A 21152-nucleotide genomic window follows, 5' to 3' on the forward strand; every position below is an offset into this window, starting at 1 on the left:
AACCGATAAAAACACAATAGAAATGCGGAGGCTATTCGGACAGGTTCCTAGATGATTTTTATCACTTTAAACTGAAATAACAGAGAACCGACAAAAAGGCCAAGCACAATACGAAGTAAAAGAATCATAAGAATCGTCAAGATCAGTCGAGTGCGATACTGCAGCGGTTTTCGCGGAAAGAAACCGGTAACCTTCGCAATAACGGGGCTTAAAAATTTATCCAAGTTATACCAAAACGGAGAGCTGTTTGACGAACCGAAAAGATCGTACCCCAGCCGGATAATCAAGAAAATGATCAGCAGGTTGAGCATAAAACCGATAAACGACCATACCAGTTGTATGATGCTCACAAATACTACCCAAAGAGAAATCGTCCCAGTCGCAAGGATGGAAGTGATAAGCTGCGCTGCAATGGACAATATACCGAGCGACAAAATAGGTGAAAAATCGACCATACCAATGCGGGTAAATCTGAAGCGTCTAAACCAATTCAGATAAGGATCGCAGATGGATGACAACACCCTGCCAAATGATGAATACGCCGCAGAAGGAACCCACGACAACAAAATTTTAATAAAGCACAAAAAGAGATAGGCATTGATAAGCTGCCTAACAGTTAATAATAATGAACGCATCATAGCAGGCTCCTCACATCAATCGACAATCTTTTGCCGATTAGCATTTCCGTATAACATACTGATTAAAATTCAAACCGTAAAGCCCCTAGCGACGAAGTAATAAATGCCTCGCCTTTCCAGCGCTTTTGCAAATAGCCTGTCCAGAAGTGTACTTCCGTGTACACTTTTTCCCGACATACATCCGTGTATGTCGGGAAAAGACGAGTTTTGTGCACGCACAAAACTCGCTGCTGATTAGCACCCCGTCCCTCCATGGACGCATTGATGGCGAGTTTTTGCGGAGCAAAAACGTCGCCGTTATGTGAAACCACGGACATCCGTGTCCGTTCTGAAACTACAATGCGCGAACAAAAATAAAGCGGAGGTGTACTTGTTGTACGTCGAGCATTTATTTTTGTGTAGCAACGCCGTAGACGGTGTGCATATTTTCAAAAGTTATAGGAGGGCAATCGTGTGTAGTACTAGCATAGCGGAGATACGGGATGCCTCTTTTGAAAATTGCTGATATGAGATCGCAGCAGGTTCCCCCGCATTGTCCGAGATACAGCGCAATATCACAAAGGGTATGGCGTTCATTGCGCAGGTTTGAGCAACTGCGGCACCTTCCATTTCAACGCAGTCGGCTTTAAACGTCGAGATAATCTCCTGCTTTACTGCAGGGTCTACAATAAAGCGGTCTCCCGAAGCGATGCGTCCGGCAATCATGCTGTCGGTATTTGCAAAATCTTCCGCACGGTCGGTTTTCAGCTGCGTAAAAGTTTTTATGAAAGCGGTACGCAGACCGTCGTCTGCCTTCCAAAACGGAGACGCTGTACCGGCGATCTGCCCTTTCGCATAACCGAATACCGAAACATTCACATCATGTTGTACCGCATCGGTCGAAACAACCAAGTCGAATACATGCAAAGAATCGTTTAACCCTCCGGCAGTACCGGTGTTGATAATTATTTCCGCATGAAATTCCGAAATCAACAACTGCGTACAAATTGCCGCATTCACTTTACCGATTCCGCCGCATACACTGATAACCGTATGTGTACCGTGTTCCGCTTCATAAAACACGAGTCCGGCTCTTTCAGTCTTTTGTCCTTGCAGACTTTGCTGAATATTTTCTATCTCTTGCTGCTCCGCCGCAAATATACCAATTCTCATTTCTACCCTCATATCAGGGCAATCGTATCAGACTATTTTTTACTACCCCGCAGAATAAGTGAGGCTGTTCAACCAGAATTTCGCCGCTTTGCGGCTCAAATGGTCGCCCTGCCTCACTTATTCTGCGATTTTTATCTATGTGTCTGATACGATTGCCCTTCTTCATAATATAACCTGCACAAAATTTTTTCAAAATTTTGTGCAAAAGGAAAGCAATCGCTTAACTTTCGGAGCGGTTGCTCTGATTTTTATCCTCTCACTCGTTAGAATTCTTCGACGGTTCCGTTTGAGCGGCTTAAAAAGACGCGCGGCTGTTTTTGGGTAAAAAATCCGTTTTCGATAATGCCGGGTATGGCATTTAATTCGCTTTCCAATTTAGCGGGATTGATTTTTGCATTGGGCGGCCATTTTATATCCATGATGAAGTTTCCGTTATCGGTGATAACCGGCCCCTTTTTCCGGATACCGTCACGGATAATCATCGAAACGCCGTAGATTTCAAGTTTTTTCATAATACTGAGCCGTGCTTCCGGTACAATTTCGATGGGGAGCGGAAAATGTATGCCCAATGTTTTGACGCTTTTTGTTTCATCGCCGATAACAACGAACAGTTCGCTGTTATACGCAATAATTTTTTCACGCAGCAAAGCCGCCCCGCCGCCTTTAATCAGATTTTTTTTAGGATCAATCTCATCCGCTCCATCGATCGTAAGATCTAACGATCCGTTAATTCGTCCCGAACTGAGGGAAAAAATGGGAATGTTGAATTCCTCGCACGCTATCGATGTCTGAAAACTGGTGGGAACGGCGGCGATGTCTTTTAGCTTCCCTTTTGCAATATACTCAGCCAAGCGTTTTACTGCAGGCATCGCAGTAGAGCCGGTTCCAAGACCGATCTTCATGCCGGAATGGATGAGCCCTTCGGAAATCAGTTTGTCAATAGCAGCGTGTGCAACCAATACTTTTTGATCTTCAACACTTATCGTATTACTCATAGGAACCTCCTGTAAATAGTTCAAATTGTTTATATGCTTGGTAGCGAAGCATATTGTATCCGTTACAAATATCGCAGCCGGCAGCTTCGGCACGTTTTAAGAGCGCGGTTTTTTCGGGAGTATAGATAACGTCGAATACCTTTTCGGCGCCCGAAAAACTGTAAAATTCAAGCGGATCTTCATCCTCATGCATACCGACGGAGGTCGCCTGTATAATAATGTCGGAATATTTTTTAAGTATACGGACAGAGGCTAAGTCCGATACCGCCCATCGAAAGTTATATCGTTCTGCCAGCTGTTTTGCTTTTTCCGCAGAACGGCCGAAAACACAGGCTTTCCCATGCAGTAGATGTAGGGCATTGGCGATTGCGTGCGCCGCTCCGCCGGTACCGATAATAGCAACATGTTTAAATCTCAGGCTCTGAACGTGCAAAAATTCTTGCAAAGCCCGCGAAAAACCGTCGATATCGGTATTGAAGCCCCGTCGTTTGCCGCCGTCAAACAGTACCGTATTCACTGCACCGCAGGCAGTCGAAGCAGGCCCGATCGAATCCAAAAAAGGAATAATATCGAATTTAAACGGATGAGTAACCGAGAGCCCTGCTATTCCGGTACAATCGGCAAATGGAATAACTTCCTTGCTGTCTGCGGCCGAAATTGGGATATAAACGGCGTTGATATTTTTTCGTGTAAAACCGCTGTTGTGAATAGCAGGACTGAGACTCCTTGTCGTATCTGTACCGACGACCCCGTATATGCGTGTTTCGTCATTTATTGTGCGAAAGCGATACAGCTCATTGAGCGTAATAGGATCGATGAATTCTTGTTCCAAATGATGTTGTATAATATATTCCCGCGGCATGGTATATACAATTGGAGAATGCAGTTTTGCCGCTAAAATACGAGAAGGAATACCGTACTTGCCCATCGCAATCAAGATATTTTGTCCGTTAAACTGCGGTGCTTGTTTGAAAAGCGCCGTTACATCTGCAAGGTTATCGGCCTTATATGCAATTTTTACAATTTCTTCGTCCGTCCGCCGAATTTCGCGTATTTTAGCAGCGATGTCTTTAATCGGAGTTTTGATACTGTGAACACTGCGGATAATACCGATATTAAAGGCTTGCGCTGCTTCTTCCAAACTTGGCGCCTGCACATCGGATTCGAGGTCGAGATATGCAAAATTATTAAGCGGTTCGGTATCCGCAAAGGCGAGGCCGCGGGCAAACAGTGTGATACGGGAGCCTTCCCCGCCTTTGAATGCTCCGCCGTCCAGAAATCTGCGTATGGTTAAAATAGCCGGTATATGCGCAAGCTTCGGGAACATACGGATATGCAGCAGCTCCTGCGGATCAAGAAAATCTGCCCGCAGTTCGACAATATTGATCCACGGACGGTACCGTTCGATCAGCTGAATGTTCTTGTCGATTGTATTTTCCGTCAATACAAGGCATATTTTAGGTACCATACCAGCAGTATAGCACAAAGCGCGTCCTTTTGAAAATATACGGTGCATCTGCGTTGTCGCTTCACAAAAAACAGTCCTCGACGTACAGTAAGTACGCCTGCGGGTGTTTTTTGTGCGCTCCTAGCATCTGCATCGTCTATTTTCAAAAGACTTACGGAAGGGCTATTCAAAATCGCCACGGATGGCGGTGGTGCTAAACAGTAGCGAGTTTTTCGCTAGAAAAACTCGACGTTGACCAGTGTACAAGGACGTACACTGATCAACAGCGCCACGGATGGACGGGAAATAAAACGAGAGCGATGTTTTTGCTTGGCAAAAACTCGCCGTCAGCGAATGTACTCAGGATGTACATTCGCTGACAGGGCATCTAATCGAATTTTTTTCAGATACCCCGATGTGTTAGTATGCGAACTATTCGTTTTACAGAAAAAGTATATATTTATAGCAACGTAATTGGGTGAATTTTTAATTACAGGGTATCTCTCAAAACATCTGTTTTTAGAGGTTTCCTACGATGAAAAGGTATTAATTTGATTGTAACAAATAATAACTTAATTCCCGCTCCCGATATATTTGTAGAAGGAGATTATTATAGCGTTCTTTTACAGGCTCGCGACTTAGTGTACGAGGGGCATGAACTGTTAATGCATCCTTTATTTGCAAGCATCCGTATGTTACTAAGTCCTGTAAAAACATTAATATTATCGGATATAAAAAAATCAATGAAAGAAAATGAAAATTCTTTAGTCATAATAGGAGAAGCCATTCTAAAATATAAAAACCTTATTAAAAACAGAACATGTGATTTCGAACATATTGATGATTATAAAATACTCGATTTACAGTTGTTTAATCATGCTCAAAGCGAGCTGGGAATGTCACAAAAGTCGGGTGCTTTCGAGACAGACCTAATTTTATAGATGGAGGTGCGGTACATGAAATTACAGCTGGGGGATATCAAAATAGCTGATATCAAATTGGCCGATAAAACGCAGATTAAAGATCACATTTTATATGTGAATCCTGATGACCTTAAAACCGAACTGTTAAAAGATTCGAGAATTAAAGACATCAAAATCGATATTGCGCGGCCCGGTGATAAAACAAGGATTATTCCGGTAAAAGATGTTATTGAACCGCGGGTCAAAATTGAAGGCGGTCAATCGGGTTTTCCGGGGCTTACTGCTAAAATGTCGCAGCAGGGATCAGGCTTTGTGAAGTGTCTTAAAGGCGCCGCCGTAGTTACCATAGGTGACATGGTCGGTTTCCAAGAAGGGGTTATTGATATGTGGGGCGAATGTGCCAAATACACACCTTTTTCAAAAACCTTCAATTTGGTTGTAGACATTTCGGTTGTTGAAGGGCTTAATCCCCATACCCATGAAGAGGTTGTAAGGATTGCAGGTTTAAAGGCTTCTGAAATAGTAGGCAAGGCGGGAATTGACATTGAATGCGATGAAATTACGCACTATGATTTAGGGAACCTGAAAGAAGAAACTGAAAAATATCCCAACCTCCCCAAAATTGTTTATGTCGAGATGCTTATCAGCCAAGGTTTGTTACACGACAGCTATATTTACGGCGTCAATACTTCGCAAATTCTTCCCACGCTTATGCATCCGAATGAAGAGCTCGACAATGCCGTCATTTCGGGTAACTGTGTTGCAGCATGTGATAAGATTACAACATATCAGCATCAAAACAATTCCGTAATTCTTGATCTATACAAAGAACATGGAAAAACCATTAATTTTTTAGGTGTTATTCCCATGCCTGAATTAACCACACTCGAAGGAAAAGTACGGACATGTAATTTTACCGCAAAATTAATCAGCAGTTTAGGTGCGGACGGTGTGATTGTTTCCGAAGAGGGATACGGTAACCCCGATTCCGATTTGGTTATGATTTGCGCACGATGCGAAAAGAACGGCATTAAAACGGTTTTAATAACCGATGAATGTGCCGGTTGGGACGGTATGAGCCAACCCCTTGCCGACACTGCGCCTGAAGCCGTAGCGGTAATTTCCACAGGCAATGTGAGCCATGTACTCAACTTAGAAGCTGCAGACAAGATTATCGGTAATGACAAGGCGGTACAAACAGTAGCCGGCGGCTGGGAAGGATGTATAGGGAAAGACGGTTCTATGAAAGTAGAACTTAATGCCGTAATCGCTGCAACAAGCGAGATAGGCTACCATACCGTTTCGGTAGAGGCTATGTAGATTGTTTTTTTATCGGAGGTGATAAGACAATGAAAAAGGTGATTTGTTATATAAACCAATTTTTCGGGCAAATCGGCGGTGAAGAAAAAGCGGGGATTGCTCCTGAATATCGGGAAGGCGCTGTCGGCTCCGCATTAGGGCTTGACGAAAAATTAAAACCGGAAGCGCAGGTGATCGGTACTATCATTTGCGGCGATAACTATTTTAATGAGCATACAAAAGAAGCGCTTGCATTTATAGAAAACATCCTCGAAACGCAAAAACCTGATTTGGTCGTCGCGGGCCCTGCTTTTAATGCAGGCCGTTACGGTATGGCGTGCGCAGGGGTGATTGAACCGGTAACCCAAAAGGGTATCCCTGCTTTAACCGCAATGTACCCTGAAAATCCCGGCGTAGATGCAATAAAAGGAGCTGCGCTCATTGTAGAAACAAGCGATACGGCAGGCGGAATGCGTAAAGCGCTGCCGTGTCTTGCAAATCTTGCAAAAAAGATTTTGCAGAATGAAAAAATCGGAAAACCGTCCGAAGAAGGGTATATTCCGCAAGGAAAGAGAAACACCGTCTTGGTCGAAAAACGAGGGTCACGGCGAGCTGTTGAAATGCTTTTAAAGCGTATCAATAACGAAAAGTTTGAAACCGAACTTCCCATGCCGCACTTTGATACGGTTGAACCCGCTTTACCCATTAAGGATTTATCGAAGGCCTCTATCGCGATTGTAACAACCGGTGGTATTGTACCTAGAGGAAACCCCGACAAATTACAGTCGGCTTCCGCCCGGATTTGGATTAAGCATGATATTTCTTCTCTCGACGCCTTAAAGGGAACCTACGAAACCATTCACGGCGGGTACGATCCCGTTTATGCAAATGAGCTTCCCGATAGAGTTGTTCCGCTCGATATACTTTATGAAATGAAGCAAAAAGGCGAAATAGCCGGAATTTATAAGTATTTTTATTCGACTACGGGAACGGGAACGTCTGTAGGAAACGCAGTAAAGTTCGGAAAAGAAATAGGAAAAGAGCTCCGTGAAGCCGGTGTCGATGGGGTAATTCTCACAAGCACGTGAGGCACCTGTACTCGTTGCGGTGCAACGATGGTAAAAGAAATTGAACGATTCGGTATTCCGGTTGTTCACATGGCAACTATTACTACTATTTCAAAATCCGTCGGCGCAAATAGAATTGTTCCGACAATTGCAATTCCGTATCCTGTCGGGAATCCCCGTCTGTCTCCGGAAGATGAACGTGCCCTTCGCCGTTCTCTCACGCAGAAAGCAGTCCAATCCTTAGCTACAGCGGTAAGCGGTGTAACGGAATTTGAATAATCTGAAACAATGATTTGGGAGCCGTAAAAAATCAATCGTTTTTTTAAAGGCTCCCATTGCTTTCGAAAAAGCCTACGCAATTTGTGTTACAAATAGCGTAGGCTTTTTTTATAAATGCATGAATGAGTATATGAGGCGATTGTTTTTTGAATTTTAAGAAATTAAATCGAATAAAACATAACGACAATATATATCGCTATGTTTTATAAAGTTTTTTTAATTTAAACTGCTACAGCCTTAGGTTTTAAACTCATTCCGTTTGTAATATAACCCATAATTACATAGACCGTCGCACTGGCAAGACCGCCCAGAATAGGAGCTTCAACCCAGCCTGCATTAAACCGGAACATAAGCAAGATGTCCGTAATAAGTCCTGCAAGCATTGCCACTATACACGTTTTTGCATTGCCTTTGACAATTACCTGAACAATAGTCGGTCCTAAAAACATAGCGATAAGTCCACCTGTTCCAATATAAGCTACCTGATTGAGCATACCTTGCGGTGCAACAAAGGTTAGATATAAAGAAATAGCTGCTATCACCAATACGCCGAGCCGATTGATAAGATTCCCTTTAAAAATTTCCTTCTTAAATGCCGTATACATATCGTGCGTTAAGGCTGATGCCTGTGCTTGCAATACGGAACTGATTGTTGACAGCATCGCAAAAAGAATAAACAGCGTAATCAATCCGCCGATAACAGGAGGGATATATGTGTTTAAAAAAACCGGCATTGCCGTATCGGGGTTTTCCAGTCCCGGCTTATAATAACGCATAAAAATGCCTACAAAGGGGATAAAACTTAAAATGAACCCCATTGGCGCCATATAAAGCGCCATTTTATGCACTTTTAAGTCTTCTTTTAACGACAAAAAACGAACTGACATATACGGCAGTGTTGTGGTAAATAATAAAGCATAGATAAATACTAAAAACACTTGATATTTTCCTGCTCCATACGGATTCGATGTCGTCGGATTGGCAATTTCAGGATCAATGTTATTCAACTGAGTGAGTAATTCACTGATAGAGGTTTGTTTTAGAATTACACCGAACGTAATTGTCGCCGCAACGAGCATGCCAATACACATTATCGTATCGGTAATGGCAACGGCAAGAAGCCCACCTTGCATAGTAAACACCACAACTAAACACAACAAGAGTATTGATGCTATCTGCTGCGAAACTCCTAACCATTCAGCAGCGACAAGCCCTACTGCACGGATCTGTCCGACTATATACACAGTCAAAAACAATAACGTTGCAAATCCGCTTATAAATTGAATCGCTCTTTGTTCTTTTTCCGTACCTCTGTGAATCTTGGCTAAATAGCTGGGAACCGTTAAACCTCCCATCGCTTCAGCATTTTTTCTCATATAGCTGGCAAACCAGAGCGCTCCGAAAGTAATAGCCGGTGCAAAAAAGAAGTTGGCAAGAATTTCAATAGTACCGAATGCGTAGGCCGTTCCCGGTGATCCGATAAACCCCCATCCGCTGTATCCTGTTGCCATCAGCGTTCCGGCTCCGATAAAGGGACCGATTTGTTTTGCTCCCAATAAAAAACCTTCGCTGGCATTTGTATCTTGTTTAATTTTTCTGTTTGAGAAAAAACCGACAGCAATTAAAACCATCGCCGCTATTGCAAATATTATCCAGTTAATCATCACGTTCTCTCTTTTTTATTTCTTATAATGTATACCAAAAGCGGATACACAATTAAAATCACAGAACCGATTGCAAACGCATCTAATGTCCATGAACCTGTCATACACACCTCCCATACAAAAACAGGGATTGGGGGTGTCCCGAAAGTAACCAACTTTTGAGACATATCCAAATCCCTGTTAAATTAAAATTTTTTACCACGGCCTCTTTTCATACGTTACCAATGTAGGATCGTCAACTTCTTTGGGGAAGTAGTTTTCACATTTTCCTTCACGGTAAACATCAGCAGTTGCACAGTGTAAACCGCCGCCGAACGGATACGCATCCCGGAAGGGAACAGGAATGACATTCATTCCTAACTTATCCATTTGTTCTAGTTGGGCTGTTTCACTTGCTTCAACCAATACTGTTTTGTGGTCAAGCACTAAACAGTTCATAGAAAGCCATACGCTGGAATAGCACAGGGGCGGCGGCTCTTTATGGGCAGGCATTGCGGCATCTACAATTTCCCAGCCGTTCGCTTCAAAAATTTTCCGTTGCTCTTTCGGCAATCTTCGGTGCGGGTTATTCAAAATAAGACCGGGGCGTAACGGCACGAACGTTGCGTCAATATGAATCGGGTAGGGATCGCCGGGGAAGTTGACAGCGTGTACCTTCAACTCAGGATACATTCGGCGGAACCAATCCATTGCTTTTCGGTTTGTGGTCAGACCGTGCTGAACAAAAACGTCTTTACCTAAGCGCATAAAATCAGCGGCATCAAATAAAATTTCATGCTCGGTTGTTACCATCTGGAGTTTTGCAGTCCGTTCAAGAAGGATGTCTTCGGTAATGTTCCCGTCATAATAGTGCATATCATAACTCTTATCACCGAGCTCAGGTCTGGGACCGTAGAACCAGCGGAAATCGGGATCTTTTTCAAAATATTCCCGTAAATTTTTTGCATAAGCATAATGTTCAAAGAATCTGGAGCGGAAAGACATGGAAGCACAAATAATATCACTTCCAACGGTAAGCAATACATCTCTCGGCGGCATACAACCGAACATACTACCGGTCATAAAATGCGGTGTAACAACGGCCTGATTCCATTGCATCGGTTCAGGTCTATCGACTTTTACACCTCTGCTTTCAAGTATCTTAACCAGATTATCCAGTTGGGCATTTGCTTTTTCAACGGTATCTAAAGGACGCGGCCCTGTCATACCTCGCATCGGACTGTCCAGTGGAACTTTTGCTTTAGAAGCAGGTTCCGACGGCGCAATACAGCAGTTATCGGCTCTTCCGACGATAACATGTTTCAATGGATCAAAATCATTCCATGAATTAACGATTTTCATAGTGTACCTCCGTACGAAATAGTAGTGTAATGTCGATAAACATTTACTAAAAAACATTATATAAGCGGTTTTATGGGAAAGAAAGTTAGAGTACTAACACGTGATTAATTTTTTAATATATAAATGAAATGTATAGATTTTTTAATATGTAATATAAAGCATGGGATTTTAAATTAAATTTTCCAGAAATTCTCTGTCCACTATTTTAAAATGCATGCCTTTTATTTTTACAATTTCGTCTTGATGTAATTTTTTTAATTCTTGATTTAAACTTGGGCGATTAACTCTTAACATATTTGCGAGCATGTTTTGGTTTGAAGGATATTTCAAACGATCAATCTCATCTATATGTAAAAGCCAATATGCAATTCTTTGTACAACTTTCGGATATTGCGTTGCGCGCAATAAAAGCCGGTAAAAACATGTATATTCTGCAATAAATTCCATTATGTTTCGCATAAAAACAATATCGTCATTAATTATTTCTTTAACTTCTGCAAACGGTAGAAAAAACACATCCGAGCTTTTGAGTGCATAAACATCATAGGGGAAATTCGTCGTTTTTCCAAAATACAAATAAAAAGGGAAAGCGTCATGTGCCGAGTAGTATGATGAAACTTTTTCTTGCCCGTCAATAGTATAGTCGATTGTTCTTAAGCAACCGGAATCAATAAGTAAAGCGGCCGTAAGTTTATCTCCCTGCCTTTTTACTATCTCGTTTGCGGCAAACCGTTTCTTCTTTATATGTAACATATTTAACCGCTGTCGGCTTTTTTCCGAAATGTTGTCAAATATCTTGAATCTATCTAAATTCAGAATGTCTGTTTCTTCTTTGTTGTGCATACCGATACTAATAATCATAGTGTAGTATTGTTCATTTTGCAAGGATAAGTTTATCGAGGAATAGGGCAACTGCATCAGACTATTGTGTGAATATTTCTATAGGGAACCTCTAAAAACTGCAAGCCTATCGGCTTGTTCTGTAAGGAAATTCATTAACTTGTCCACTTTGCGGACTGCGAATCAGTTTTTTAGAGATGCCCTATAGAAAGAGATGCCCTATAGAATAAGAGAATGAAAAAAATTAAAACTTGCCAACAAATGTAAAGGGGTATATAATAAGCTTATGATAGCAAGAGTTTCTGCTTCGCAAGAAGATTATTTAGAAGTTATTTATGATTTATCACACGGTACTGAGGCTGTCCGTTCAATCGATATTGCTCATTTGTTGGGAGTTTCGAGGGCAAGTGTAAATAAGCGCCTAAGCCTCTTAAAGGATGCCGGTTTTGTCGAACATGAACCGTATGGGTTGGTGCACCTTACCGAAAGTGGATGTGCTGTCGCAAAAAATGTTCGCGAACGGCATAACACGCTGTATAAGTTCTTAACCGATATATTGGGCGTAGACGAAGAAATCGCCGATCGTGAGGCGTGTGAAATGGAACATGCAATCAGCCAAGATACTTCAGATAAGCTGTATGCATACCTCAGCAAACTCAATAAGGCGCCCGGGCCGGAAGATAAGGTCTCTAAAACCCAAAGAGTTCAAAATTCTTACGACCGTCTTATTAAGTAGGGAAAGGGGATATTCTAAAAGTTTGTTTCTTTTTCGCCATCCCCGAAAAGTTACAATCCGTATGAAAACGGGTTATAGTATACAGTGATGGTAGAGAAATGCATTGATAAAAGCAGTATACTTTCTCACAAAAAACGTAACTATGAGACAACGGGCTTGACACGCCGACACACGCTCCGCATAATTCACAGTCTCACAGTCTCACAGTCTCACAGTCTCACAGTCTCACAGTCTCACAGTCTCACAGTCTCACAGTCTCACAGTCTCACAGTCTCTGTGCAAACATAGCTCTCTCTTTTTTACATGCATCCGCCATCAATTTTTCTCATCAGTATACACGCAAAGAACGAAACAAGTTTGCTGCGTATTTTTTTATAAAAACTCCTTTACATTTTATGCAGAATCAAAAAGACCTTTATTCTCAAAACGGAGGGACGTATGCGTAACGTCTATGCCATTCTAACCGGAATATGTTTAATCCTCTTATGTACAACCTGTACGCAGTTTACTGCAGACATAGAAGACTATTTGAGTTATTGGTCGACGGAAGTTGCCGCTACGGATTTTACGCTCGATAAACCATATATCAGTATGGGAGAGATGCTGTATGTATCGTCGGCGGAAGACGTAACGGTTACGATTAAACTGCGAAATCCCAAAAAATTGACTCTCAAGATGCCGACATCCTCCGATAAGGTTATCCGTTTTCCGGGGCTGTCTACTCAACCTCAGTACGGTATAGAAAAAGACTATACCCTCACGCAAACGACAAGCAATAAACTCATCCTCACATATAAGAAAGATTTTTTACAAGCGCACGAATGGGGTAACGGCGATATCGGAGCCGAGATTACCTTCATTGCTGATGACAATAGAGTGTTCGACAAGCGATTCAGTATGAACCTCAAGGCTGACACTCCCCCTGCTCTGGAGTACAAAGGTGTCGGGAAAACACAGGCAGACGGCAAATGGTACTATGTGCTCATATTCCAAGCACAGAATATGAACGCTCCTCTGCCGTCTCCTCTTTCGCATCTGCATGGGGATATTAAAACGCTGCATATAACAAAGGAAAGCGGAGAAAGCAGCGTTTACACCATACAAAACATCAATGCTGCGGCTAAAACATTCAACTGGAAGCCTGGTGATCCACTTTTAATGACTGCAATGCAGTTGGAGGCAGGTGATTATGAGGGAGCCGCGCCTAACTTCCCGGCGGCTACGGATAAATGGCTCATATACTATAAAACGGATATCGAAATATCTCCTTCGTCGGCGGCAAAAACATACACCGCACAGCTCAGCGATGCGGCGGGGCTTCGTTCAAACGAGGTTAAATGCAGTACCGTTAAAAGGAAAGTTGGAGCCATAAACCTTGTCGTAACAAATCCATCCTCGTATATTCCTCAATCCGGAGAAACCGGCGAACAGGCTTATCCGTATAGCATAAGATGTGATGAAGACGGTGCAACGCTCAAAGCAACATGCAATACGCCCGGCGTTACTATTTCGTACACGGTTTACAACATAACAAGCGGTATGGCGGTAGAAACAAGCAAGGGTTCGGGTGCTTCGCCGCTTACGGGGATACGGCTTATCACGCCCGGCACTGTTGGGCAAACAAAGAAGTATAAAGTTGCCCTTAAAGCAACGGCGCCGGGATTTACCGAAGACACCCGTGATGTGTACTACACACTGACCCGTGCAGGAGGCGTAACTATAGACGCTAGTACACTCAATGAGAATGAAAAATGGAAAAAGTTGAGAGAGGCTGTGGTAAATGCTACCGAAGGCGACATCATCACCATAAAGGGAGAAATCAAGGCAACGAACGATTCCGGTAACTATGACGAAATTATCATCAACAAAGACCTCACGATACGGGGCAAAAGCAGCAAGGATACCGATATTCTGAACGCAAACGGCAATACGGGCAGTAAACCTGTGCACCGTATTTTCAACGTGCAAACAGGTAAAACACTCACCCTAAGCGGTCTGACACTCAAAAATGCTACGGCTCCCTCAGGCGGAGACGGCGGTGCCATTTTTGTTCAGAGCAGCGGAAGGGCAGAGCTTTCAAACTGCACGATTGAAGGCTGCAACGCGAATGGGGGCAGCGGAGGAGCCATTGGAAGTCAGGGAGGAACCGTTACCATAACCGGCTGTACGCTTACCAACAACTCGGCGACTGACGGCGGCGCCGTGTATGCAACCTCCGGAGGGACATTCACCATGCATAGCGGTACCATCAACGGCAATACGGTGCAATCGACGGCTCCGAAGACGAGGGGCGGCGGCGTATTCGTTAGCGTCGGTGCAACATTTACGATGAAAGGCGGCACGATAAGCGGTAATACGGCAACTACACAAGGAAGCTCCGGTACAAAGGCCATGGGCGGCGGGGTCTGTGTCAGCGACAGCGGAAGTAAGTTCATTATGGAAGAGCATTCCCCTAAAATTACCGGCAACAAAGTTAAAACGGCAGGCAGCGGCTCGAACCTTTCGACAATAGGCGGTGGTGTGTGCGTGTGTGACGGCGCAATATTCGAGATGAAGGCCGGCTCCATAGAAAATAACAAAGCGCTTGAGGGGGATAAGCAATATTTTGGACATACAGGTGGCGGCGTATGCGTAGGGGATAGTGTAGATGGCAGTACTTCCGGTGCTACCTTTACGATGACAGGCGGTACCATCAGCGATAATGAAGCCGGATACGGCGGCGGTGTTGCCGTTACGAGCAATAGCTCGTTTAAGATGAGCGGCGATGATAGTAAAATTTCCGGGAATAAGGCCTCATATCAAGATAAAAATCCACCCCATAAAAAACTGGGAAGTGGCGGAGGTGTTTTTGTGCTTCATGGTATATTGGATATGACGGGCGGTGTTATTAACGGCAATGAAGCCGGATACGGAGGTGGTATTCATGGTAAAGCTCATGGTAGCAATAATGGTGAAATTGTCGTGTCCGGCAATTCTACTATTTCCAATAATATCGCAGACAGTGGCGGCGGAATTACTTCAGAGTATAAACTTTCTATAAAAGAATATGCTTCTAAAACACCTACGATAAAGGAGAATAACGCAAACTCTATTTGCGGCGGAATATATCTCCGCTACAATAATATACTAAACTTTACCGGAGGCACTGTAACCGGTAATACCGTTTCCGCTCTGCCCGGTTTGGGAAAGGGTATGTATCTGGAAGCTAAGAGTACGAAGGTTGAGATGTCCGGAAGTGCAACAGTTAATGAAAATAATGATGTGCATTTGGGCGGTTTTGACTCTAGCAACTATGCGTATATCACCGTTACCGGAGCGCTTACAGAACAACACGCGGCAACGCTCACAGTGAGAAGCGATTTTGGTTATACTGCGGGGCGGGAAGTTGTAAAAGGAGACGGATTTCCGCTTACGTTAGCCTATATCAACAAGTTCCCCATAACCAAGCAGACGGCGCCAAGCGAGCAGGAATGGACGACGGAACTGAGCAGCAATGCGCTCAGGCTGAAAAAGGGGACACCGTAGAAGGTAAGGCCGGGTTTCAGTCCCGGCACGGTGTTAATTGATTTTCCATTTTCCGTGCTGTTGAAAAAAGCGCTGTGCAGGTATGGAGATAACCCGCCCGTCTTCTCCTGCAAGCGCAATAATACCGGTAATCAGATTTATTTCGCTGATTCGGAACAGCGTATTATCATAGTAGAGGCTGGTACCGATTGATGGTAGTTTTTTCCGAGTTTCCACATACCAGTCATACTCATACGCTAGGCAGCAAAGCAGGCGGCCGCATTGTCCTGAAATTTTAAGCGAATTTAACGAAAGATTTTGTTCTTTTGCCATCTTGATGGATACCGGTCGCAGCTTGTCTGTTACGGCATGGCAGCAAAAAGGTCTCCCACAACAGCCAATGCCGCCAGCCATTCTCGATTCATCGCGAACACCGATTTGCCGCAGCTCAATACGGAGATGCAGAATAGCAACCAAGTCTTTAACCAGCTTACGAAAGTCGATACGGGTGTCTGCCGTAAAAAAGAAGATCACTTTAGGATCCTCGAGCAAGTAGTGGCAATCAATCAACTTCATATCAAGTTTATGAATAAGAACTTTTTCTTTAAAAAGGGCGCTTGCTTCTTTTTCTTTTTCAAGATTTGCTTTTTGCCGTTGAAAATCCTCATCCGTTGCTTTTCTCGTAACCGTAACGATATCTTTAATGGCTACCCTAATCGGATGTTGTACCAAACCCATTACACGAGCCATATCATCACCGTAGCGTGTCGGGCTAATCACATAATCACCGTTTTGTAAGTTTAATTCCGCCGCTGTTGCGTAAAAAGTCTCTTGTGAATATTCAAGCTTTAACTGATAGAGCGGTTGAGGAAAAGCACCCTCCGGTATAGTTTCTTCCGTTTGAGGTACATCGTTATCTTCCAAAGCGCTTAAATCATCTATTTCTTCGTATTCGGTATATGTTTCTACAAATTCAATATCCATTTTTGACTCCTATTAAACCTGTTCGGAAACTTACGTTTCTGAACAGGTCGATTATGTAATCAAATCTATAATCAAGCCGTATATTTCCTCTAACCGTTCAAGAATAAAAAGTTGGCTTTTTTGGTCGCAGAGCAATTCGCCTGCAAACTTGTCAAGCTTTTCATTGATAATAACAATTTGGGTGAAAGAGCGCGGCCGTAAATGATTGGTCTTATCACGTCGTAAATGAGTTCGTGTTGTAACCGTATATGCTTCGCGCGCGACATAACTGATAAAGTTTTTGACGGCCTGTTTGTACCGTAAAATTGTTTCAGGATTTTGGCGAGTTCTCAATGTATCCCCTGCAGATCGTACATCGTCTTGCAACAGAGCGATTGCTTCTTCTTGTGGTAATTTGCTCAGCTGCTCGATGATATCGGCTTCGTTTCCCGGCTGGGTTTGGGGTAAGACGCTTCGCAGCATCTCTTTAAATTTATTCAGTTTTTTTTTGTCTTTTTCTGATTGTGCCGTTTTGGTTTGTAAGGACGGTTGAACGGTTACCCCTGCTGCGTAAGTTGAACTTTCTATCTGATTTCCCATCTTTCTCCTTTATTTTGAGTAAGAAAAAGTGGAGGAATGCAACGCTTGTCGGTTTGAATATTTCTTTTCCGCTTCCTCAAAGCTGTTTTGATCGCCGATTGCGGAGCAGAAGCCGTGTAGAATAACATTGTCATCAACCCGCAGCTTTTTTGTTAGAACCGATCCGATAACCATACCCGATGAAAGAACGACGACATAATCCGGCGCAATAATATCGCCTTGTACAATTCCGCCTACGCTAACCGAAGCTGCACGGATATTGCCTCGTATTCGGGCTTCCTCTCCGATAATGACACGTCCCATAGTTTGTATATTGCCGTCTATATCACCGTCGATTCGCAAAAGTCCGGAAACCGTTACATTTCCGCTTATCAGCGATCCCGACCCAACAATGGTGTTGACCGAAATATCATCGATAAAGTTTTTTTTTGCCATAATTATTGCTTTGTATTGGAAGCTTTAATATTGAGATATTTAATCGGGTCTACAACATCGGAACCGATATGTACTTCATAGTGTAAGTGGGGGCCTGTCGAAATACCGGTTGTTCCAATATATCCGATGGTTTGTCCCTGCTGCACATATTCGCCTCTTGTTACGCGGTAGGATTGGAGATGTGCATAACGGGTATAGAAACCGTGCTTATGCTTAATGATAATATAATTTCCCCAGCCCGGATCAAATTCTACGGTAACAACCTGACCGTCGGCAGTTGCAACGATGGGGTCTCCCGAACGATAGGTGGAAAGGTCGATACCTTTATGAATATACCACTGCCCGGTAAAAGGGTGCCGGTTTTGCCCGAACGCCATCGAAATATGTCCGATACCGCCTTTAATCGGCCAGAGGCTCGGAATATCGGAAAAGAGGGTTGTCTGCATATTAAGAAGCTTCCCCATTTCCTGTACCGGTAAAACAGCATCGTTAAGGTATGAGGTAAGCTGTTGCAGCTCCGCAGCTTCTTTCAGAGAGCCTTCTGCAACCTCATGCATATTAAATAGAAAGGACAAGTCGCCGTTTGCCGTTTGTCCGGCTGGTGCTGTGGTCTTTAAACCGAGGGAAGAAAACGTCGAGGTAAGCGCCGTTTGAAAATTCCGTGCTGTTTTTAAAAGCTCATTTGTTTCATCTCGTAATACATCCAGACTTGCCTGTGCTTTACGGGCTTCCTCTTTTGTAGCGGAAAGATCTTGTACCGATACTGCTGTTTTGTGTGCAAACCAAAAGAATGAAGAGAAAAAGCCGATGGCGATAATCAAAGTGAAAAGTAAGCTAAAAATACTGGTTTGAAAGTTTAATACTTTTTTCTGCGAATGGGGGACGATCATAATGGTTAGTTTTTTCCGACCGCCCGCAATAATCCGTTGAAAAAAATGCAAAACCGCTTCGGCTGCTTTCTTTATCTGTTTGGAGATATATCGTACAATATTGTTTTCAGTTTTCTTATATCCTCGTGTTCGAGACACTTTTTTGCCCCTCTTTATATAAAACTTATTGGAAAAGTATACCAATTAACGGGCTACCTGTCCAGCATTCGCATTCAGGGAAAACGTAGCATACTGTTTTTTCATATCCGCCACGGATGGCGGTGATACTAATCAGCAGCAAGTTTTTCGCTAGAAAAACTTGACACGAACATTGTACAAGGAAGTACAATGTTCGCGTTTCCCGCAGAATAATGGAGACCGTTCAACCCGATCTGCCAAGGATGGCAGTGTTTCCCTACAGCAGCGATGTTTTGTGCGTGCACAAAACTCGCCTTCAACTGTTGTGCACGGATGTACAACAGTTGAAGATGGTTCAAATGGTTGCCCAATCTCCATTATTCTGCGGTATTTATCCCATTGGCCTGCTACGTTTTCCCTTCTTTCACAATAAACTATGCGAAATTTTAATAAAAAATTTCGCACATACTGATAATTCAATTTTGAATTATCAGTATGTGTCCTCCATCTGCATAAATTCGGCGCGGACTTTGGCGAGCCGTTCCAATTCCCGTGTTATCGTGCGTTCGTAATTGAGCTTTTTTTGTGCAATTCGCTCCCGTTCATCCTCCCAATACTGTAGGTCGGTTAAGAAAAGAAACTGAAACTTCCGCACATCTGCCTTTTCCGCCCAAAGCGTTGCTTCTTTCCAATAAAATAAGGCGGTATTATAACAATCTTCGGCCATTTTTAAACTTTCGATGTTTTGCTCTTTCCACGGCGCATTATAAAAATATGCGACCTGCTTATCATATTTCATACCGAGCCGGAGGTGTTGTTCTACCATTTTCAGGTTTAAGTGCATCATAAACAGGTACCGGTATTTTTCCCAATCCGTTTTATCGTTGATCTTTCCCAGCGCATACAAGGGATTACAGAAGTCCGCATTTATTGCCTTTTCAAGCCAATAAATATTCTCAAGCGTATCGTCGGGATACTGCTGGTAGTGAATATGATAGAGCTTATAATACTGCTCTTTATACGTTACAAAGTACGCAGGCAGTAATGCCGTTTGCGCGAACGAGAAAAAAAGTAACACTGCGGATAAGCAAAAACGCTTTTTCATCTCTCATACTATCGGCAGATTGCAGACAATACTCCAGATCTTTTCGTGAATTTCCGCTATGGTTTTAGAAGCGTCGATACGAATAATTTGCATATCCGGCGCCGTTTCCGCGTAATACCTAAAAATAGCCTGATATTCGTCTGCAACTTTTTGCTGAAACGTCTCTTTTTCGTATATTTCACGCGGGATATTGCGTTTTTCGATCCGTTCCATCGCGGTTTTTGCCGGCAGGTCAAAGAAAACGAGGTATTCAGGGAGCGGAAACGGCGCATTGATTGCCCGTGCCAGTTCTTTTCCGGCAGCCAAACCTTGATAGGCAAGGCTGGAAAAAAGATACCGGTCGGAAAAAACCGCCTTCCCCGCTTGCAGTTGCGCTAAAATACCTTCTTTACCATATATATGTTCACAACGATCCGCTCCAAAAAGATAGGCAATCGTTTGAGCATCGAATCCTGCTGCGCCTGAGAGCGCTTCGCGGATTAACTTCCCGATGGAGCCGCCGGTGGGTTCACAGGTAAAATACACGGCATCTTGCTGCCCGCGGGAAGCAAACGCTTCCTGTAACAACCGTATCTGGCTCGTCGTCCCTGTCCCGTCCAGCCCCTCAAAAACCACAAAATTTTTCAAAATCATCTAAAGTTTTTCCTTATTCTTAGCAAGAGGATAATCGTATCAGACAAATAAATCAAATACCGCAAAATAAATGAGACTATGGTGTTCGAAAATAATCTTTCCGTTAGCCTTTTGGAAATATGGGAGGCAGATACAAGGCATAAACAAAAATTACCCGCAGGCGTGCTTTTGCACGTCGAGGACTAATTTTTGTGAAATAACGAAGTAGATGCCCCATATTTTCAAAAGGAAAGGTTGAACGGCCTCAGTATTCTGCGGGGAAATTTAAAGAAGTCTGATGCGTTTATCTTCCTTTTGCATGAAATTTTAGGCAAAATTTCATGCGGTTTATTTTAAAAAGAGGGCAATCGTACCAGACAGATAAATATAAATCGCAAAATCAGGATGTTGGGCAAGCATTTGAACCGCGAAGAGGTTCAACTCTGCTTGAACGACATCCTGATTTTGCGGGGAAATTTAAAGAAGTCTGATGCGTTTACCCAACGCCCTTATCTATCATAACAATTTCTTTTTTGATATAATAG

At 43.2% G+C, this 21152-nt stretch carries 18 protein-coding genes; 5 read left to right on the forward strand and 13 right to left on the reverse strand.

Annotated features, from left to right (window positions below; translation table 11 throughout):
• Nucleotides 1-47: 47 nt before the first annotated feature.
• The 4 genes from DWB79_RS06675 to DWB79_RS06690 all read right to left on the reverse strand — a co-directional run bounded on the left by DWB79_RS06675 (nt 48) and on the right by DWB79_RS06690 (nt 4253).
• Nucleotides 48-638, reverse strand: a complete 591-nt coding sequence (locus DWB79_RS06675) for a YggT family protein (RefSeq protein WP_016523267.1) — start codon at nt 636-638, stop codon at nt 48-50.
• A 435-nt stretch (nt 639-1073) separates the two neighbouring features.
• Complete coding sequence (locus tag DWB79_RS06680; RefSeq protein WP_016523269.1) at nt 1074-1790, reverse strand: 5'-methylthioadenosine/adenosylhomocysteine nucleosidase; 717 nt, start codon at nt 1788-1790, stop codon at nt 1074-1076.
• A 263-nt stretch (nt 1791-2053) separates the two neighbouring features.
• Complete coding sequence (gene rpiA, locus DWB79_RS06685; RefSeq protein WP_016523270.1) at nt 2054-2785, reverse strand: ribose-5-phosphate isomerase RpiA; 732 nt, start codon at nt 2783-2785, stop codon at nt 2054-2056.
• The gene (locus tag DWB79_RS06690; protein WP_040859525.1) at nt 2778-4253 is read right to left on the reverse strand and encodes a type I 3-dehydroquinate dehydratase; all 1476 of its coding nucleotides are present in this window, start codon (nt 4251-4253) and stop codon (nt 2778-2780) included. The genes rpiA and DWB79_RS06690 overlap by 8 nt, the downstream gene beginning before the upstream one ends.
• 530 nt (nt 4254-4783) lie before the next feature.
• Here DWB79_RS06690 and DWB79_RS06695 point away from each other — a divergent pair.
• The 3 genes from DWB79_RS06695 to DWB79_RS06705 are packed head-to-tail and all read left to right on the forward strand — an operon-like array spanning nt 4784 to nt 7800.
• Complete coding sequence (locus tag DWB79_RS06695) at nt 4784-5173, forward strand: GrdX family protein (RefSeq protein ID WP_016523272.1); 390 nt, start codon at nt 4784-4786, stop codon at nt 5171-5173.
• A gap of 15 nt (nt 5174-5188) precedes the next feature.
• Entirely contained in the window at nt 5189-6475 is a 1287-nt protein-coding gene (locus DWB79_RS06700; RefSeq protein ID WP_016523273.1) for a glycine/sarcosine/betaine reductase component B subunit, read from the forward strand.
• A 29-nt stretch (nt 6476-6504) separates the two neighbouring features.
• Nucleotides 6505-7800 (forward strand): glycine/betaine/sarcosine/D-proline family reductase selenoprotein B, encoded by a 1296-nt coding sequence (locus DWB79_RS06705; RefSeq protein ID WP_084762283.1) that lies wholly within the window; start codon nt 6505-6507, stop codon nt 7798-7800.
• A gap of 221 nt (nt 7801-8021) precedes the next feature.
• Here DWB79_RS06705 and DWB79_RS06715 read toward each other — a convergent pair whose 3' ends face one another.
• The 3 genes from DWB79_RS06715 to DWB79_RS06725 form a co-directional block, all read right to left on the reverse strand.
• The gene (locus DWB79_RS06715; RefSeq protein WP_016523276.1) at nt 8022-9464 is read right to left on the reverse strand and encodes a sodium:solute symporter family protein; all 1443 of its coding nucleotides are present in this window, start codon (nt 9462-9464) and stop codon (nt 8022-8024) included.
• Nucleotides 9465-9659: 195 nt separating this feature from the next.
• On the reverse strand, nt 9660-10805 hold the full coding sequence (locus tag DWB79_RS06720) for a hypothetical protein (RefSeq protein WP_016523278.1): 1146 nt from the start codon (nt 10803-10805) through the stop codon (nt 9660-9662).
• 168 nt (nt 10806-10973) lie between these two features.
• Nucleotides 10974-11666 carry a Crp/Fnr family transcriptional regulator gene (locus DWB79_RS06725; RefSeq protein WP_206180984.1) on the reverse strand — a complete coding sequence of 231 codons (693 nt, stop codon included), beginning with the start codon at nt 11664-11666 and terminating at the stop codon, nt 10974-10976.
• A gap of 265 nt (nt 11667-11931) precedes the next feature.
• Here DWB79_RS06725 and DWB79_RS06730 point away from each other — a divergent pair, with 265 nt between their 5' ends.
• Both DWB79_RS06730 and DWB79_RS06735 read left to right on the forward strand, forming a co-directional pair.
• Nucleotides 11932-12381, forward strand: coding sequence for a metal-dependent transcriptional regulator (locus tag DWB79_RS06730; protein ID WP_016523280.1), 450 nt, complete (start codon nt 11932-11934; stop codon nt 12379-12381).
• Between the two features lie 438 nt (nt 12382-12819).
• Nucleotides 12820-15906 (forward strand): right-handed parallel beta-helix repeat-containing protein, encoded by a 3087-nt coding sequence (locus DWB79_RS06735; protein ID WP_016523281.1) that lies wholly within the window; start codon nt 12820-12822, stop codon nt 15904-15906.
• Nucleotides 15907-15939: 33 nt separating this feature from the next.
• On the opposite strand, the gene DWB79_RS06740 is transcribed toward DWB79_RS06735, so the two are convergent.
• From DWB79_RS06740 to tmk, 6 genes are all read right to left on the reverse strand, one after another.
• A complete protein-coding gene (locus tag DWB79_RS06740; RefSeq protein ID WP_016523282.1) occupies nt 15940-16869 on the reverse strand; it encodes a PSP1 domain-containing protein in 930 nt (309 codons plus the stop codon).
• Between the two features lie 51 nt (nt 16870-16920).
• On the reverse strand, nt 16921-17448 hold the full coding sequence (locus DWB79_RS06745) for a YaaR family protein (RefSeq protein ID WP_016523283.1): 528 nt from the start codon (nt 17446-17448) through the stop codon (nt 16921-16923).
• Between the two features lie 9 nt (nt 17449-17457).
• Nucleotides 17458-17883 carry a bactofilin family protein gene (locus DWB79_RS06750; protein ID WP_016523284.1) on the reverse strand — a complete coding sequence of 142 codons (426 nt, stop codon included), beginning with the start codon at nt 17881-17883 and terminating at the stop codon, nt 17458-17460.
• Between the two features lie 2 nt (nt 17884-17885).
• Nucleotides 17886-18911, reverse strand: a complete 1026-nt coding sequence (locus tag DWB79_RS06755) for a M23 family metallopeptidase (protein ID WP_016523285.1) — start codon at nt 18909-18911, stop codon at nt 17886-17888.
• A gap of 469 nt (nt 18912-19380) precedes the next feature.
• A complete protein-coding gene (locus DWB79_RS06760; protein WP_016523286.1) occupies nt 19381-19995 on the reverse strand; it encodes a hypothetical protein in 615 nt (204 codons plus the stop codon).
• 3 nt (nt 19996-19998) lie between these two features.
• A complete protein-coding gene (gene tmk / locus DWB79_RS06765) occupies nt 19999-20628 on the reverse strand; it encodes a dTMP kinase (protein WP_016523287.1) in 630 nt (209 codons plus the stop codon).
• Nucleotides 20629-21152 lie beyond the last annotated feature (524 nt).

Source organism: Treponema medium, assembly GCF_017161265.1.
GTDB classification, from domain to species: Bacteria; Spirochaetota; Spirochaetia; order Treponematales; family Treponemataceae; genus Treponema; species Treponema medium.

Coding starts and splice junctions, on each gene's coding strand:
- DWB79_RS06675 (WP_016523267.1), bottom strand. CDS start 638: ATGATGCGTTCATTATTATTAACTGTTAGGCAGCTTATCAATGCCTAT.
- DWB79_RS06680 (WP_016523269.1), bottom strand. CDS start 1,790: ATGAGAATTGGTATATTTGCGGCGGAGCAGCAAGAGATAGAAAATATT.
- rpiA (WP_016523270.1), bottom strand. CDS start 2,785: ATGAGTAATACGATAAGTGTTGAAGATCAAAAAGTATTGGTTGCACAC.
- DWB79_RS06690 (WP_040859525.1), bottom strand. CDS start 4,253: ATGGTACCTAAAATATGCCTTGTATTGACGGAAAATACAATCGACAAG.
- DWB79_RS06700 (WP_016523273.1), top strand. CDS start 5,189: ATGAAATTACAGCTGGGGGATATCAAAATAGCTGATATCAAATTGGCC.
- DWB79_RS06715 (WP_016523276.1), bottom strand. CDS start 9,464: ATGATTAACTGGATAATATTTGCAATAGCGGCGATGGTTTTAATTGCT.
- DWB79_RS06720 (WP_016523278.1), bottom strand. CDS start 10,805: ATGAAAATCGTTAATTCATGGAATGATTTTGATCCATTGAAACATGTT.
- DWB79_RS06725 (WP_206180984.1), bottom strand. CDS start 11,666: ATGATTATTAGTATCGGTATGCACAACAAAGAAGAAACAGACATTCTG.
- DWB79_RS06730 (WP_016523280.1), top strand. CDS start 11,932: ATGATAGCAAGAGTTTCTGCTTCGCAAGAAGATTATTTAGAAGTTATT.
- DWB79_RS06735 (WP_016523281.1), top strand. CDS start 12,820: ATGCGTAACGTCTATGCCATTCTAACCGGAATATGTTTAATCCTCTTA.
- DWB79_RS06740 (WP_016523282.1), bottom strand. CDS start 16,869: ATGGATATTGAATTTGTAGAAACATATACCGAATACGAAGAAATAGAT.
- DWB79_RS06745 (WP_016523283.1), bottom strand. CDS start 17,448: ATGGGAAATCAGATAGAAAGTTCAACTTACGCAGCAGGGGTAACCGTT.
- DWB79_RS06750 (WP_016523284.1), bottom strand. CDS start 17,883: ATGGCAAAAAAAAACTTTATCGATGATATTTCGGTCAACACCATTGTT.
- DWB79_RS06760 (WP_016523286.1), bottom strand. CDS start 19,995: ATGAAAAAGCGTTTTTGCTTATCCGCAGTGTTACTTTTTTTCTCGTTC.
- tmk (WP_016523287.1), bottom strand. CDS start 20,628: ATGATTTTGAAAAATTTTGTGGTTTTTGAGGGGCTGGACGGGACAGGG.